The sequence below is a fragment of the Rhodococcus sp. NPDC055024 genome (assembly GCF_053608585.1).
Genome location: NZ_JBSGVT010000033.1, coordinates 1 through 16,034 on the forward strand (window position 1 = coordinate 1; position 16,034 = coordinate 16,034).

Below are 16,034 nucleotides of genomic sequence, written 5' to 3' on the forward strand. Positions count from 1 at the left end.
AACACGCACACACCATCACCACGACCCTATGGCCGCCGCTCCGGGGCAACTTTTCCAGCCTACCCCAACCAGGTCACCGGCGCAAACCGGAACCTCGTGAAGAACAACTGGAGGTGAAGCACAACCATACATGATGGAAACTACTTCGAAATTTGGTCAGGCACTTCGTACAACCTCGTGTCACTCGCTGTGAAGCGGGAGTCGGTGTCCGTGTCGCTCTGACTTGGAATAAGTTACGCGAACCTTCAATCAATTCACAAATCGCCTGGTCACTACAGCGAATTGGTCAGCCAAGGCCAGGTCAGACAGTTTTGTCATTCCACCAACGGCGACTAGGCCCGAGTGTGACGCCGAGCACCGATACCTATTCGGTGCTCACCCGCTCGATCACTCCCCCGAGTCCACGGAGATTCTCGACGAATCGCGGGTATCCACGGTCGATATGGAAGATGTCGTGAACTTCGGTGGTTCCGTCCGCGACCAACCCGGCAAGCACGAGCCCGGCTCCGGCCCGAATGTCCGAAGACCACACCGGCGCACTCGACAACACTGGAACGCCGCGGATCACAGCATGGTGACCATCAGTACGAGCGTCGGCGCCGAGTCGGATCATTTCCTCGACAAATCGGAAGCGTGATTCGAACACGTTCTCGGTGATCATCGACGTGCCCTCGGCAACCGCAGCCAAACCGATTGCCATCGGCTGCAGGTCAGTGGGGAATCCGGGGTAAGGCAAGGTTGCGAAATTGACCGCCTTAGGCCGTTCTCGCTGGATGACACGGAAGCCGTCGACCTCGGGCGTCACCTCCGCGCCGGCTGTCCGAAGCTTGTCGAGGACCAGTCCGAGATGCTTGTGGTTCACCCCGCGAACGCGGACGTCACCCCTGGTCATAGAGGCTGCGACGCCCCACGTTGCAGCGACGATCCGATCACCGATGACACGGTGCGTAGTCGGTTCCAACTTCCGGACGCCTTGAATGGTGAGCGTCGAACTTCCGCCGCCAGATACCTTGGCGCCCATCTCGTTGAGCATGTTGCACAGATCCACGATCTCGGGCTCACGTGCAGCGTTGTCGATCACGGTCTCACCACGGGCGAGGACCGCTGCCATCAAGATGTTCTCGGTTGCACCCACCGACGGGAACACCAGGCGAATGTTCGCGCCGTGCAGGTCATCTGCCTCGGCAACTACACATCCATGTTCGATCTCGCTGCGCGCACCCAACAGGCGGAGCCCGGATTGGTGCATGTCGAGGGGCCTCGAACCGATGGCGTCGCCACCAGGCAAGGCGACAACAGCGCGGCGACAGCGCGCGACCAGCGGACCGAGAACACACACTGACGCTCGGAACTGTTTCACCGCATCGAAGTCAGCGTGATACTTCGGCTCGGCCGGCGTCGTGATCCGCACTTCGGAGTCTTCGAGTTCAACTTCGCAGCCCAGACCTCGCAAGACGTCCGCCATCAGGGGTACGTCGAGAATGTCCGGGCAGTTGGTCACGACAGTTGTGCCTTCGGCCAACAGCGCAGCGGCCATCAGCTTCAACACACTGTTCTTGGCCCCTCCCACCAGTACTTCACCTTCGAGGCGGTTACCCCCGGTCACAAGAAAGTGCTCACTCACGGTTCACAGCCTAGAGCCACAACCTCGTCGGCACCGCGCCGGTACCGTAGCCCTATGTCTGTTCACCTGACGAAGATCTACACCCGGACCGGCGACGACGGGACCACGGGCCTCAGCGATTTTTCCCGCGTGTCCAAGAACGATCCGCGTCTGATCGCCTACGCGGATTGTGACGAGACCAACGCAGCGATCGGTGTGGCCGTTGCCCTCGGCACTCCCCCGGACAATCTCCTCGCGATGCTGCGCCAGATCCAGAACGACCTCTTCGACGCAGGGGCCGACTTGTCCACCCCGCTCGTCGAGAATCCGAAGTACCCACCACTGCGAGTGACTCAGGCTTATATCGATCGACTCGAAGGATGGTGCGATGAGCTCAATGAGCAACTGGCACCGTTGAATTCGTTCATTCTGCCGGGCGGAACTGCCCTGGGTGCCCTGCTTCACGTAGCAAGAACCGTCTCACGGCGTGCGGAGCGTGCGGCCTGGTCCGCCATCGATGCAAACCCGGAAGACACAAGCGTCCTCCCCGCGAAATACCTCAACAGGTTGTCGGATCTGCTCTTCATCATGGGAAGAGTGGCAAACCCTGAAGGCGATGTGCTCTGGAAGCCCGGCGCCGGGGCTTGAGCGGGACCGGTCAGGCGGTGCGTCGCCTACGGGCGCGCCCGTCCGGCCGCGACTCGACCCAGGACAGGAAAGCTGTCAATGCCCCACTGTCCAAAGCGATTTCGTAGGCCGACGATCCGTCGTTCACCTTCACGACGACGATGTCGTCGCTCATGATGTCGAATTCGGTGCCTGAGGGAGAGCGACGGCTCTCGACCTCGATACCTTGACGATCAATTCTGGAGTCCGGGCCGGGCCGCAGACTCGACAGCTTGAAAAAAACGAAAGTGGTTTCGCCGTAGCGAATGATTCCGTGCCGCCACCCGCTGTCCCCCGGGGATGGCAAGACACGAAGCAGTGCAGCAGTACCGCCTCGGCGCAAAACTACAAGACGATACAGAAAAGCCGCGACGAGAACCGCGAGCAGCACAACCAGAATGATCAATACAGTCATTCCGAATGTCACTGTTCGTCGGCTCCCGTCGCGGCTTTACTCGAGTAACTTACGCGCGCTCGACGGCCCGGAGCTGACCCTTGGCGACCGCAATCGCTTCGAGGTCGCCCGAGTTCTCGGCCAAGACAGCCTTGGCTGCCTCGACGTCGATGTCCTGTGCCATGTCCGCGGACTCGGCAAGGATCGTCACCGTCGTCGCAGTGACGGAGAGGAATCCTCCGTGTACTGCAGCAACGATACGCTCGCCGTCGACCGAGGTGATCGACACGGTTCCGCCCTCGATCAGCTGACCGAGGACCGGCTCATGCCCAGGCATGATTCCGATTTCACCCTCGGTGGTCTGAGCGCTGACCAGCGTCGCCGAACCAGACCACAAGCGCTGCTCGACGGCAACGAGTTCTACGGTCATCTCAGCCATCGTGGACTACTTCCCGGCCATCTTCTTGGCTGCAGCCTCGACGTCGTCGAGTCCACCGCAGCTGTTGAATGCCTGCTCGGGCAGGTGATCGAACTCGCCCTTGCAGACGCGGTCGAAGGCTTCGATCGTGTCGCGGAGCGGCACGACGGAGCCGGGCTCACCGGTGAACTTCTCGGCAACGATGAAGTTCTGGCCGAGGAACTTCTGGATACGACGGGCGCGGCCGACGAGGACCTTGTCCTCTTCCTGAAGCTCGTCCATACCGAGGATGGCGATGATGTCCTGCAGTTCCTTGTACTTCTGCAGGATGCGCTTGACCTCGTTGGCAACGCGGAAGTGCTCTGCACCGACGATGCCGGGCTCCAGGATGCGGGAGGTCGAGCTCAGCGGATCCACAGCGGGGTAGATACCCATCTGCGAAATCGGGCGCGAGAGCTCGGTGGTGGCATCGAGGTGCGCGAACGTCGTAGCCGGCGCGGGGTCGGTGTAGTCGTCGGCGGGCACGTAAATAGCCTGCAGCGAGGTGATCGAGCGACCACGGGTCGAGGTGATGCGCTCCTGGAGCTCACCCATCTCGTCCGCCAGCGTGGGCTGGTAGCCCACTGCCGAAGGCATACGGCCGAGGAGGGTGGAAACCTCGGAACCTGCCTGCGTGAAGCGGAAGATGTTGTCGATGAACAGCAGAACGTCCTGACCCTGAACGTCGCGGAAGTACTCCGCCATCGTCAGTGCGGACAGGGCGACGCGCATACGCGTTCCGGGCGGCTCGTCCATCTGGCCGAAGACAAGGGCGGTGTCCTGGAGGACGCCCATCTCTTCCATTTCCAGGTGGAGGTCGGTGCCCTCACGGGTACGCTCACCGACGCCTGCGAACACCGAGGTGCCCGAGAACTCGCGAGCGATACGCGTGATCATTTCCTGGATCAGAACGGTCTTGCCGACACCGGCGCCACCGAACAGGCCGATCTTTCCACCCTTGACGTACGGGGTGAGAAGGTCGATGACCTTGATGCCGGTCTCGAGGATCTCGGTCTTACCTTCGAGCTGATCGAAGGCTGGTGGCTTGCGGTGGATGCCCCACTGCTCGCCGTCGCGGCCGAGGCCCGGGGTGTCGAGGCAATCGCCCAGTGCGTTGAACACGTGGCCCTTGACGACGTCACCGACGGGAACCGAGATCGGCTTGCCCGAGTCGGTCACTGCAGTGCCGCGGACGAGGCCGTCGGTGGGCTGCATGGAGACGGTGCGGACCAGGTTGTCACCGAGGTGCTGTGCAACCTCGAGCGTCAGCGTCTTGGCGACCGAGGGAAGCGTGATCTCGGCGTTCAGGGCGTTGAACAGTTCAGGAACAGCGCCACGCGGGAATTCAACGTCCACGACGGGACCGATGACCCGCACGACGCGGCCGGCTACGGCCGAAGCCGAACCTGCCCCGTTGTTTTCGGTTACTGCTGCGGTCATGTGCTAGTCACTTCCTGCGCTCGAGGCGAGCGCGTTGGCGCCGCCGACGATCTCGCTGATTTCCTGGGTGATCTGGGCCTGGCGAGCCTGGTTGGCCTGACGGCTCAACGTGTTCACCAGTTCGTTTGCGTTGTCCGTCGCGGCCTTCATAGCTGTACGACGGGCTGCCGACTCCGATGCCGCAGCATCGAGAAGCGACGAGAAGATACGAGTGCTGACGTACTTCGGGAGAAGAGCGCCGAGAAGCTTCTCGGGCTCGGGCTCGAAGCTGAAGTCCGCGACGGGGCCATTGTCATGGTCGTCGTCGTGGCCGTTGGTCAGCATGTCGTCACCGAGTTCGATGCGCTCTTCCGACACGAAGACCTCGAGAGGAGCCATACGGCGAACCTCGGGAGTCTGCGTCAGCATCGACACGAAGCGGGTGTAGACGATATGGAGCTCGTCGACGCCCTCGATCGTGCCTTCACCGTTCGGAGCGGCAACCTGGTTACCCGAACCAGCCATGAACAGCTCCACCAGGTGGCGGCTGGCCTTCGCTGCATCCGAGTAACCCGGATCCTGCGAGAAGCCCGTCCACGCTGCACCGATGTCGCGGCCGCGGAACGTGTAGTAGCCGAGCCCCTTGGAACCGAGCACGTAGACGACCGGCTCCTTGCCCTCGCTGCGGAGGAGAGCCATGAGCTCTTCTGCCTGCTTGAGGACGTTGGAGTTGTAGCCGCCACACATGCCGCGGTCACTGGTGACAACAAGCACGGCAGCCCGCTTGGGCTCCGGACGCTCGTTGAGCAACGGGTGATCGAGCGAAGCAGACGCACTCGCCAATTCGGTGAGTACCTTCGTGATCTCCTCGGCATACGGCTTGGACGCGGCGACGCGAATCTGAGCCTTGGTGATACGCGAAGTCGCGATCAGTTCCTGTGCCTTGGTGATCTTCTTGGTCGAGTTGACCGACTTGATACGAGACCGCAATTCGAGAATGCTCGCCATCGATCAATCACTCTCCCTTCGGAATTCGCAGTGTCATGGGCGCGTACGTCACTTGCTGACGGTCTTGCGCTTGACGTTGATCTGCTCGTTCGCGACCTCGTCGGCGCCCAAAGCGTCAGCCTCGGCTTCGTTCACTACCCGGCTTCCGTCGGATGCGATGAAGCCTTCCTTGAACTTGTTCGTTGCAGCGATCAGCTCAGCAGCGTTGTCGGCATCGAGTGCCTTACCGCCGTTGATGCTGGAGTAGACGCCTGCAGCCGAGTGCTTGAGGTCTTCGAGCAGTTCCTTCTCGAAGCGACGGACGTCGCCGATCGGAACGCTGTCGAAGATGCCTTCGCCGGCGAGGTAGATCGAGACGATCTGGTCCTCGACGGGGATCGGGCTGTACTGATCCTGCTTGAGCAGCTCGACCAGACGGGCACCGCGCTCGAGCTGAGCCTTGGAGGCAGCGTCGAGGTCGGATGCGAAGGCGGAGAACGCTTCGAGCTCACGGAACTGAGCCAGTTCCAGACGCAGCGAACCGGAAACCTTCTTCATGCCCTTGGTCTGTGCAGCGCCACCGACGCGGGAGACCGAGATACCGACGTTGATCGCGGGGCGAACGCCCTTGTTGAACAGGTCGGACTCGAGGAACACCTGACCGTCGGTGATGGAGATGACGTTGGTCGGGATGTAAGCCGAGACGTCGTTCGCCTTGGTCTCGATGATCGGCAGAGCCGTCAGCGAGCCACCGCCGAGTGCGTCGGACAGCTTCGCCGAACGCTCCAGCAGACGGGAGTGCAAGTAGAAGACGTCACCGGGGTAAGCCTCGCGTCCCGGCGGGCGACGCAGCAGGAGCGAGATGGCGCGGTACGCCTCTGCCTGCTTGGTCAGGTCGTCGAACACGACCAGAACGTGCTTGCCCTGGTACATCCAGTGCTGGCCGATGGCCGAGCCGGTGTACGGTGCGAGCCACTTGAAGCCTGCAGAATCAGATGCCGGAGCAGCAACGATGGTGGTGTACTCCATCGCGCCCTTCTCCTCGAGGGCAGCCTTGACGCCCGCGATGGTGGAACCCTTCTGACCGATGGCAACGTAGATGCAGCGCACCTGCTTGTTGACATCGCCGGAATCCCAGTTGGCCTTCTGGTTCAGGATGGCGTCGATGCAGACCGCGGTCTTGCCGGTCTTGCGGTCGCCGATGATGAGCTGGCGCTGGCCGCGGCCGATCGGGGTCATGGCGTCGATAGCCTTGATACCGGTCTGGAGCGGCTCTTCGACCGGCTGACGCTCGAGCACCGAAGCAGCCTGCAGTTCGAGTGCACGGTTTTCGGTGCTCTCGATCTCGCCGAGGCCGTCGATGGGCGCACCCAGCGGGTCGATGACGCGGCCGAGGAAAGCATCGCCGACGGGAACCGACAGAACGTCGCCCGTGCGCTTTACTTCCTGGCCTTCTTGGATGTTCTGGTAATCGCCAAGGATGACGGCACCGATTTCGGTGGCATCCAGGTTGAGCGCGACGCCGACGATTCCACCGGGGAACTCCAACAGCTCGTTGGACATAGCCGAAGGCAGGCCAGAGACGTGCGCAATGCCGTCACTGGTGTCGGTCACTGTGCCGACCTCCTCACGGGAGGCCTCCGGGGAGTAGCTCGCGGTGTAGTTGTCGATCGCGCTACGGATCTCGTCGGAGGAGATCGTCAGCTCCGCCATGTTTTTCCTGCTCTCGGTGTCTGGTCTTCGAAAAGATCTGGAGTATGTGTTCGGCTGAAGGACTACTTGAGGTTCTTCCGCAGTGCTGCGAGTCGACCCGCTGCGCTGCCGTCGATAACCTCGTCGCCCACCCGGACGACCAAGCCGCTGAGGAGTTCTGGATCAACCTCGACGTGTACTGCTACCGGCTTCCCGTAGGTGCGGGTAAGAGTGCTGGCCAAGCGATCCGACTGCTCCGAGCTCAACGCCGAGGCGCTGCGAACGTGAGCAACGGTGGTATCGCGCTGCGCTGCGGCAAGATTCGACAGCTGATCGAAAGTGTCTGCGGGCGCAGACTTCAACCGGCCGACGGCCTGTCCGGCGAGTGCCTCGGTGACCGCGGTGACCTTGCCGTAGAGCAAACGGGAGAGGAACTCACGCTTGCGGGCTGCGGGAACCGACAGATCCGAGAGCGTCTGCTCCAGGCTGGGATCCCCTGCCACGATGCGGCCGAGACGGAAGAGCTCGTCCTCAACGGTGTCCAACTGGCTCTGATCAACTGCAGCACGGAGCAGAGCTTCGCGTCCGAGCAGTTCGAGCGAGTTGACCAAGTCGCGGGCCGCAGACCAGTCCTGGCCTGCAGCTGCCTTCACGGTGGCGAGCGCCTCGGCGCCGACCTTTCCGGAGAACAACTGCTCTGCCAAAGCCTGGCGACCAGCGGCCGGTGCCGAAGCGTCAGCCAGCGCGCTGCGAAGAGCGCGCTGGCCGTCGAGTACCTCGACCACCGAGAAGAGCTCGGACCCAGCCTGAGCAGAAGCAGCAGTTGCGGCTCCTGCAGAGACGGCGCCCAGGGCACTGCTCAGCGCAGAACGAGTCTGCGCCAAGGCTTCACGGCTCGCTGCGTACATGTTGCTCACTTCCTGGCTGAATCAGCGCTGACGGTGTCGAGCTCGTTGAGGAATCGATCAACCGTTCCGGCACGCTTCACGTCGTCGGCGAGGGACTCCCCGATGACCTTCTCGGCCAGGTCTACAGCGGTCTTGCCGAGATCCGAGCGGAGCTCAGCGACGATCTGCTGGCGCTGGGCGACGAGCTGGCTGTGGCCTGCGGCCACGATGCGATCGCTCTCGTCCTGCGCCTGAACCTTCATGTCAGCGATGATCTGCTGACCTTGGGTACGCGCTTCCTCACGGATCTGCGCTGCCTCGGTACGAGCTTCGGCGAGCTGTGCGCGGTACTGCTCGAGCGCTGCTGCTGCCTCTGCCTGTGCTGCTTCGGCCTTCTGAATACCGCCCTCGATCTGCTCGGTGCGTTCGGCCAAGACCTTCTGGAACTTCGGAAGAACGAGCTTCCAGAAGACAAAACCGACTACGACGAGCGCGACCGCGGACCACACGATGTCGTATGTCTCGGGAATCAGGGGATTGTGTTCGGTCGTCCCCTCCGCCGCGAGAATTGCGATGGTGGCTGCCATGTCTGTCTTAGAAGATGAAGCCGGCGACAAGGCCGATCAGCGCGAGGGCCTCGGTGAATGCAATACCGAGGAACATCGTGGTGCGAACCTGTCCGGCCATCTCGGGCTGGCGAACCATGCCTTCGATTGCCTTACCAACAACGATACCCACGCCGATGCCGGGGCCGATTGCTGCGAGGCCGTAGCCGATGGCTCCGAAGCCCTTGGAGCGAGAGACAGTCTCGACAGCGTCCTGTGCCAGGTATGCGAGGCTCATGGTGTTCCGTTCCCTTTCTGTTGACCTCCGCCGGATTCGACGAGAGGCTCAGTTCTTGGTGTAGCTGGTGATGAGGTAAAAGGTCAGTGCTCGTCGGCGTGGAGCGCCAATTCGATATACACGGCGGTCAGCAGCGCGAACACGTAAGCCTGCAGGAAGATGACCAGCAGTTCGAAGAACGTGAATGCGATACCGGCAATGATCGACGGAACGCCGAAGATCGCCTGGAATCCGCCGGACACGAAGAAGAAGTAGTTCGTCGCGCTGAAGAACAGCACCAGCAGGATGTGGCCGGCCAACATGTTGGCCATAAGACGAACCATCAGCGTGAACGGACGCAGGATGAAGGTCGAGATGAACTCGATCGGGATCAGCAGTACGTGCAGTGCAGGCGGAACGCCGGGAACGACGATGCTGCTCTTGACGTACTTGAAGAAGCCGTACTTCTTGATTCCCACGTAGTTGAACACGATGTAGGCGAGCGCTGCGAGTACCAGCGGCATACCGATTCGCGCGTTGGGCGAGATGTTCAGGAAAGGAATGATGCTGGCCAGGTTGCTGGCGACCACGAGGAAGAAGATCGTCGTGATGACCGGCAGGAAGCGCTTGCCCTGTTCCTTGCCCAGGATCTCCTCGGCGATGTTGATCCGAACGAAGTCGAGCGCAAGCTCAGCTGCGTTCTGAAGTCCGCGGGGAACCAGTCGAGGGCTGCGCATCGCGATCACGAAGAACGCTGCGACCAGCACCGACATCAGCAGACGGATCAGCATCAGACGGTCGAGCTCGAAGGGGCCCGCGTGAATCAACACGGAGGGCGGGAAAAAATCGTCTAGTGACGGCGGATGGAATTCATCCGCGGCCAGGGTGGTGACGCTCAGCGTTCTCTCCCGTAGTCGGTCCGCAGCCATCATTGACTGTGGTTCGATCGGACATTGACGATCTACAAGTCGACAAGTTCGACTCGCGCATTCGTCAGCAGCTGGAGAACCCTAGAGGGACCTGGCGTCTGTCGGTGTCGGCGACTCTCGTCGACTCAGCGGTCAGAATTTCGACCACCTGCGAGCACATGGCATCGTCGGCTGAGTGTTACTCGGCCCACCATTGCTCTCGCTTGAACCGAACCTTATCAAGTCATCTACGACATTGTGTAGATGGGGTACCTGGAAGTCCGATTAGTTACGTCTTGTAGTACTACTCGGCGTCGTCGACGTTGCTGCTGGGAGTGGGATCGACGTACGGAGTCTTGGTTGCGAGAACTCCATATGTCTCCGCACCGAGCACCACGACCAGCGACATGATGATGACCAGCACGAGGGCAGTCTTGTTGTAGAAATCCATGTCCGAGAGGACAAACAGAACCACCATCGCGAGAATCATCTTCAGCAGCCATGTGCCGAGTAGGACTGCGCCGGCCGTGAGCGCCGGCAGCTTTGCGGTGAGCAGCACGCCCAACGCCGTGAACAGGATGAACCCACCGCCGACGGCTGCGCCGATCAGAGCGCCGTAGACGCCTTCCTTACCGGCGAAGAGCCCGCCCAGGAGCGCGCCGACCACGGCCAGCGCGATCAGCCCCATCACACCCCACTTCACGGCTGCCTTCATGGCGGCGGTCGAATCGGGGATGGGTTGCGAGGCAGGTACAGGCTGCGGCGTGTTCGTCACGATGCCCAAGGGTAATGGATCGGAAAACTTGGCTAGCGACGCTGCTGCTTGCGATCGATCAGAGAAGGCACCGCGGTGAAGAACAGAGCAATGACCAACCCGGCCGCGACGAGTACGACAACCAGCTGACGATTGAGCAGCGAGGATCCGACGGCACCGAAGGCAAGAACGCTGACCCACAAGTAGATGACCAGCACTACTCGTCGATGCGTGTGTCCGATCTGCAAGAGGCGGTGATGCAGATGCATCTTGTCCGGACTGAACGGACTGACGCCCGCTTTCGTCCGGCGGATCACAGCCAGGAGCATGTCCAGCATCGGGATGAACATCACAGCACCGACCAGCAACAACGGCGCGAGAAGGCCGACGAGGTCGCGGGTTCCGTAGGCAGCGAGCGGAATGCGACCGGATGCGCTGGTGGAGATCGCAGCGAGCATCAGACCGATCAACATCGACCCGGAATCGCCCATGAAAATGCGCGCTGGATTGAAGTTGTGCGGAAGAAAACCGAGACAAGCCCCGGCCAGCGCCGCGGCAATCATTGCCGGCGGGTAGACACTCGCGTCGCCGCCCTGATCGTGGAGAAGACCGATCGAGAAGATGAGGATGGCAAGCGCTGCGATCAGTCCCAGCCCGGCGGCCAACCCGTCGAGACCGTCTACGAAGTTCATGGCGTTGATGGTCGCCACGGCAACAGCAACGGTGAACAGTCCCGATTGAATCTGATCGAGGATGATGGTGGACCCACCGTCACCGAACGGGTTGTAGATGATGAACCAACTGACACCCATCACCACGAGAACGCCGGCCGCAGTCACCTGACCCACGAACTTGGTGAGAGCGTCGAGACCCCACCTGTCGTCGATCACGCCCACGAGGACGATGACGGCTCCCGCAACGAGTGCGGCATGAACGTCGGGACTACCGAAGCCGAAACCCCTTGTGAGCGCAGGTAATTGCTGCGCAAACAACAGTCCGACAGCCATGCCGATGTACATTCCGACGCCACCGAGACGCGGAATCGGCTCGACGTGCACGTCCCGATCACGCGGTATGGCGACGGCGCCGAACCGCAGCGCCAACAAACGGACTGCGCCAGTCGCCAGGTAGGTCACCACTGCCGCAGTGCACAGCACGAGAAGCAGTTCACGGATGGGGACACCCGCTCCCCCGCCCCCCTGTGCAAGATATGTGGTCGCTTCGCAGGTAGTGATCACTGCGCGAGATCACCCGTTTGGCGGGGATAGGCAGGCTTTGCCCGAACCAGTTCGCGAACGCCGTCGGCAACTGATGCCAATTCGGCCTCCCCGGCCGTAGTGGCGGGGTCCGCGACAACTGCGCGCGCGATCAACTCCCCCACGACGCTCATATCGGAACGGTTGAAACCCTGTGTCGTCACGGCTGCGGATCCGACACGGATGCCGGACGTGACGGCCGGCGATTGCGGATCGAACGGAATTGCGTTCTTGTTGAGAGTGATCGATGCCAGGCCGCACCTGCGCTCGGCGTCGACTCCGGTGACCCCGCTTGCGCGCAGATCGAGAAGCGCCAGATGGGTGTCGGTTCCACCGGACACGGTGCGCAGACCGCGAGCTTCCAACGACTGCGCGAGCGCCGACGCGTTGGCAACCACTTCCTGTGCATACCAACGATATTCCGGTGTCGACGCTTCTTTGAATGCCACCGCCTTCGCTGCGATCGCGTGCATCATCGGCCCACCCTGGATGAAGGGGAAGACCGCGCGATCGACAGCCGAGGCATGCCGGCTGCGGCACAGGATCATTCCACCGCGCGGGCCCCTGAGGACCTTGTGCGTCGTCGCGGAGACTACGTCGGCATAGGGAACGCACGACGGTATCGCCTGGCCCGCCACCAGTCCGATGAAGTGGGCGGCGTCGACCCACAGGATCGCACCGACCTCGTCTGCGATCGAGCGGAAGGCTGCGAAGTCGATGGTGCGGGAGTACGCGGTCGCGCCGGCGACGATGATCTTCGGCTTGTGCGCCAGAGCCAGGGCGCGAACCTCGTCGTAGTCGATCAATTCGGTAGCCGAATCGACGTGATAGGGAACGGTGGTGAACCACTGCCCCGAAAAGCTGACCCGAGATCCGTGAGTCAGATGCCCACCGTGCGGCAAACTCATCGCCAGTACGGCGTCGCCGGGCTTGGCGAATGCGGCGTACACCGCGAGATTCGCAGTGGCACCCGAATGCGGTTGAACGTTGATGTGCTCAGCGCCGAACAGTGCTTTTGCCCGGTCGATCGCCAAATTCTCGGCTGCGTCGACGTACTCGCACCCGCCGTAGTAACGCCGACCCGGATAGCCCTCGGCGTACTTGTTGCTCAGGGTCGAGCCCAAGGCTGCCAGTACCGCCGGGCTGGTGAAGTTCTCGCTCGCGATGAGTTGAAGCCCGCCGCGCTGACGCTCGAGTTCGGCCAGCGCAATAGCCGCGATCTCGGGATCTGCCGTGGCAAGCTCACCGAAATCCGGTCCCCAGTACGTGGATTCCCCCGCGCGCTCGCCGCCGGCGCCGACCATCGTTACGAAACTCCCTCTACGAGGCTTTCCGGACTGGTGCCCAATACCTCGGCGATGGATTCTGCCGAGACGGCACCCACTCGCAAGATACGCGGTGAATTGCCGGTCAGGTCGACGATCGTGGAAGCAACGGCGTGTTCGGCCTTGCCTCCGTCGAGGTACACGCTGGCAGAGCCGCCGAGCTGATCGCGGGCTTCCTCGGCGGTGGTGGCCGGCGGACGACCCGAGATGTTGGCGCTCGAGACGGCATGCGGTCCGACATCGCGCAACAATTCGAGGGCAACCGGGTGCAAGGGCATGCGGAGCATGACGGTTCCGCGGGTATCACCCAGGTCCCAGGCAAGTGAAGGTGCCTGCTCGACGACCAAGCTCAGCCCGCCGGGCCAGAACGCGCGGATCAGATCCCGCGCCTGCGGGCGCACGCTGTAGACGAGTCCGTCGATGGTGTTCCACGATCCGACCAGAACCGGGACGGGCATGTCTCGCCCGCGGCCCTTGGCGCGCAACAGACTCGTGACAGCTTCGCTGTCGAACGCGTCGGCGGCGAGGCCGTAAAGGGTGTCGGTAGGGAGAACTACGAGACGGCCGGCCTTGAGTGCGTTCTTCGCGGCGGCCAAGCCTGCGGTTCGGGAATCTGTCTGACTGCAGTCGTACACGGTGCTCACTCAGCCATCCTTTCACTCTGCGCTTCAGGCGTTCGATTCCGCTGGGCTTCGACGTCGGTGGCGACACGTCTGGCGACGACGAATCGCGGACGACCGGCAAGATCGGGATGCTGCGCGACCTCGCCGAATACCCGACGCGCCGAGAACAGCGCAGCGACGCCGTCACCGTTGGTGTCGTCGTGCTCGATGCCCGCCGCGCCGCCGATGCGCAGCCACCGCGCGATGTTGCTGATCATGGGTTTGATGACGGACAGGCCGTCTGCACCACCGAACAGCGCGGTGTGTGGGTCGTAATCCATGACCTCAGGCTGCAATTGCGCGCCTTCGGGGATGTACGGCGGATTGGACACGACCAAATCGACGCCACCCTCGAGCCCTGGCAACAGGTTCCGATCGGTGACATCGCCCTGATGCAGGTGGATCGGCGTATCACTGGCGGCCTCGCGGTCGGCGGCATTACGACGCGCCCACGCCAGCGCGGCGGGCTCCTTCTCCACGGCGTGCACGACTGCGTCGGGGCGAGCCTCGGCGATGGACAGCGCGAGGACACCCGATCCCGTGCACAGGTCCAGCACTACCGGCGGCTTGCTTCCGCAACCTTCGAGGAACGAGAGCGCCCAACCCATGAGCAGTTCGGTTTCGGGCCGCGGAATGAAGACGCCCGGACCGACAGCGACGTCGATGTTGCCCATCGATGCGACTCCGATGATGTGCTGCAACGGAATCCGCTTCACGCGTTGCGCAACCAACTCGTCGAACGCCGCGATGACCTCGGGATCGACCAACGGAATCAATCCGAGGCGCGTGCGTTCGACACCGAGCAGGTGGGATGCCAACAACTCGGCGTCGGTGCGTGGGCTGGGCACACCTGCGGCGTCGAGCTGTTTTGCAGCTTCGATCAGCGCCAAACGAAGTGGAAGTCGACTCACGGGTACAGCCTGCCACGCTCGACCGACACGCGGTTCACCGAGTTCCCGGCGGGGTGGAGGTCCGTCATGGTCTGCATCTACTCGGCCGCGAGACGCGCCTCTCGGTCCGCCTTGCCCAATGCGTCGAGGAGTGCGTCGAGCTCACCGTCGAGCACTGCGTCGAGGTTGTGCGACTTGAATCCGATGCGGTGATCGGTGATGCGGTTCTCAGGGAAGTTGTAAGTGCGGATGCGCTCCGAACGGTCTACAGTCCGAACCTGGCTCTGGCGGCCTGCCGACGCTTCTGCGTCCGCGGCCTCCTCGGCGACTACCTGCAAACGGGCTGCCAGCACCTGCATGGCTCGAGCCTTGTTCTGAAGCTGTGAACGCTCGTTCTGACAGGTGACGACGATGCCGGTCGGAAGGTGCGTGATTCGAACAGCGGAGTCCGTCGTGTTGACGCCCTGACCGCCCTTGCCGGACGAACGGTAGACGTCGATACGCAGGTCACTTTCGTCGATCTGGACCTGCTCGACCTCTTCGGGTTCCGGGTACACCAGAACGCCGGCAGCCGAAGTGTGAACGCGTCCCTGGGATTCGGTGACGGGCACTCGCTGGACGCGGTGAACGCCGCCCTCGAACTTGAGCCGCGCCCACACTCCGTCCGGGGTATCGGACTTGCTCTTGATCGACAGTGTGGCTTCCTTGTATCCGCCGAGGTCGGAGACCGTCGCGTCGAGAATCTCGACGCGCCAGCCGTGCCGTTCCGCGTAGCGGACGTACATGCGGGCCAGGTCCGAGGCAAAGAGTGCGGATTCTTCGCCACCCTCACCGGACTTCACTTCGAGGACGATGTCGTCACCGTCATGCGGATCTCGGGGTGCCAACTGATCGGTCAGCGTCTGCTCGAGTTGCGCGACCTCGGCTTCGAGATCGGGGATCTCGGCGGCGAAGCTGGAATCGTCGGCAGCGAGTTCGCGCGCGGCTTCCAGATCGTCCTGCGCGGCCGTGAGCTTGTTGTACGTCGACATGATCGGCGAGAGCTCGGAGAACCGCTTACCGACGCGCCTGGCAGCAGTAGGGTCGTTGTGCAGCGCCGGATCGGACATCTGTGCTTCGAGACCGGCGTGTTCCGCCAAGATGTCGTCGATGGCCGAGGGCTGGGTTGCGCCTGCCATGGTTCGCTCCGCTCTGAGTTTCGATTCCTACGGTGCGCGCTTGAAGACAGATCGACGCCGGCACCCGGGAAACGCGCAAACCGAGTGCAGGCACAAAAAAGCCGACGCCCGATCTGCACATGGCAGATCGGGCG

At 62.4% G+C, this 16,034-nt stretch carries 17 protein-coding genes; 1 reads left to right on the forward strand and 16 read right to left on the reverse strand.

Annotated features, from left to right (window positions below; genetic code table 11):
- Nucleotides 1-364: 364 nt before the first annotated feature.
- Entirely contained in the window at nt 365-1,624 is a 1,260-nt protein-coding gene (gene murA, locus ACWF6P_RS31435; protein ID WP_378449330.1) for a UDP-N-acetylglucosamine 1-carboxyvinyltransferase, read from the reverse strand.
- A gap of 54 nt (nt 1,625-1,678) precedes the next feature.
- Between murA and ACWF6P_RS31440 the strand changes: the two genes are divergently transcribed.
- A complete protein-coding gene (locus tag ACWF6P_RS31440) occupies nt 1,679-2,251 on the forward strand; it encodes a cob(I)yrinic acid a,c-diamide adenosyltransferase (protein ID WP_452623655.1) in 573 nt (190 codons plus the stop codon).
- Between the two features lie 10 nt (nt 2,252-2,261).
- Here the strand turns inward: ACWF6P_RS31440 and ACWF6P_RS31445 are convergent, their stop codons facing one another.
- The 15 genes from ACWF6P_RS31445 to prfA all read right to left on the reverse strand — a co-directional run bounded on the left by ACWF6P_RS31445 (nt 2,262) and on the right by prfA (nt 15,900).
- Nucleotides 2,262-2,684, reverse strand: a complete 423-nt coding sequence (locus ACWF6P_RS31445; protein ID WP_276117342.1) for a DUF2550 domain-containing protein — start codon at nt 2,682-2,684, stop codon at nt 2,262-2,264.
- Between the two features lie 49 nt (nt 2,685-2,733).
- On the reverse strand, nt 2,734-3,102 hold the full coding sequence (locus ACWF6P_RS31450; RefSeq protein ID WP_003941287.1) for a F0F1 ATP synthase subunit epsilon: 369 nt from the start codon (nt 3,100-3,102) through the stop codon (nt 2,734-2,736).
- Between the two features lie 6 nt (nt 3,103-3,108).
- Entirely contained in the window at nt 3,109-4,560 is a 1,452-nt protein-coding gene (atpD, locus tag ACWF6P_RS31455) for a F0F1 ATP synthase subunit beta (RefSeq protein WP_003941349.1), read from the reverse strand.
- A gap of 3 nt (nt 4,561-4,563) precedes the next feature.
- Nucleotides 4,564-5,547, reverse strand: coding sequence for a F0F1 ATP synthase subunit gamma (locus ACWF6P_RS31460; protein WP_003941320.1), 984 nt, complete (start codon nt 5,545-5,547; stop codon nt 4,564-4,566).
- A 48-nt stretch (nt 5,548-5,595) separates the two neighbouring features.
- Nucleotides 5,596-7,239: a F0F1 ATP synthase subunit alpha gene (gene atpA, locus ACWF6P_RS31465; protein WP_007726218.1), complete on the reverse strand. Its 1,644-nt coding sequence runs from the start codon at nt 7,237-7,239 to the stop codon at nt 5,596-5,598.
- A gap of 62 nt (nt 7,240-7,301) precedes the next feature.
- Nucleotides 7,302-8,126: a F0F1 ATP synthase subunit delta gene (locus ACWF6P_RS31470; protein WP_452623656.1), complete on the reverse strand. Its 825-nt coding sequence runs from the start codon at nt 8,124-8,126 to the stop codon at nt 7,302-7,304.
- A gap of 5 nt (nt 8,127-8,131) precedes the next feature.
- Nucleotides 8,132-8,692, reverse strand: a complete 561-nt coding sequence (locus tag ACWF6P_RS31475; protein ID WP_042923197.1) for a F0F1 ATP synthase subunit B — start codon at nt 8,690-8,692, stop codon at nt 8,132-8,134.
- 7 nt (nt 8,693-8,699) lie between these two features.
- Nucleotides 8,700-8,948 carry an ATP synthase F0 subunit C gene (locus ACWF6P_RS31480; RefSeq protein ID WP_452623657.1) on the reverse strand — a complete coding sequence of 83 codons (249 nt, stop codon included), beginning with the start codon at nt 8,946-8,948 and terminating at the stop codon, nt 8,700-8,702.
- Between the two features lie 83 nt (nt 8,949-9,031).
- Nucleotides 9,032-9,859: a F0F1 ATP synthase subunit A gene (gene atpB, locus ACWF6P_RS31485; protein ID WP_452623658.1), complete on the reverse strand. Its 828-nt coding sequence runs from the start codon at nt 9,857-9,859 to the stop codon at nt 9,032-9,034.
- Nucleotides 9,860-10,139: 280 nt separating this feature from the next.
- Nucleotides 10,140-10,610, reverse strand: coding sequence for a hypothetical protein (locus ACWF6P_RS31490; protein ID WP_411194354.1), 471 nt, complete (start codon nt 10,608-10,610; stop codon nt 10,140-10,142).
- 32 nt (nt 10,611-10,642) lie between these two features.
- The gene (locus ACWF6P_RS31495) at nt 10,643-11,827 is read right to left on the reverse strand and encodes a glycosyltransferase family 4 protein (protein ID WP_452623660.1); all 1,185 of its coding nucleotides are present in this window, start codon (nt 11,825-11,827) and stop codon (nt 10,643-10,645) included.
- Nucleotides 11,824-13,149 carry a serine hydroxymethyltransferase gene (locus ACWF6P_RS31500; protein ID WP_452623661.1) on the reverse strand — a complete coding sequence of 442 codons (1,326 nt, stop codon included), beginning with the start codon at nt 13,147-13,149 and terminating at the stop codon, nt 11,824-11,826. Before ACWF6P_RS31500 ends, ACWF6P_RS31495 begins: the two co-directional genes overlap by 4 nt.
- A gap of 2 nt (nt 13,150-13,151) precedes the next feature.
- Complete coding sequence (locus ACWF6P_RS31505) at nt 13,152-13,814, reverse strand: L-threonylcarbamoyladenylate synthase (protein ID WP_452623662.1); 663 nt, start codon at nt 13,812-13,814, stop codon at nt 13,152-13,154.
- Nucleotides 13,811-14,743, reverse strand: a complete 933-nt coding sequence (gene prmC / locus ACWF6P_RS31510; protein ID WP_452623663.1) for a peptide chain release factor N(5)-glutamine methyltransferase — start codon at nt 14,741-14,743, stop codon at nt 13,811-13,813. Before prmC ends, ACWF6P_RS31505 begins: the two co-directional genes overlap by 4 nt.
- 77 nt (nt 14,744-14,820) lie before the next feature.
- Nucleotides 14,821-15,900 (reverse strand): peptide chain release factor 1, encoded by a 1,080-nt coding sequence (gene prfA / locus ACWF6P_RS31515; RefSeq protein WP_452623664.1) that lies wholly within the window; start codon nt 15,898-15,900, stop codon nt 14,821-14,823.
- Between the last annotated feature and the right edge of the window lie 134 nt (nt 15,901-16,034).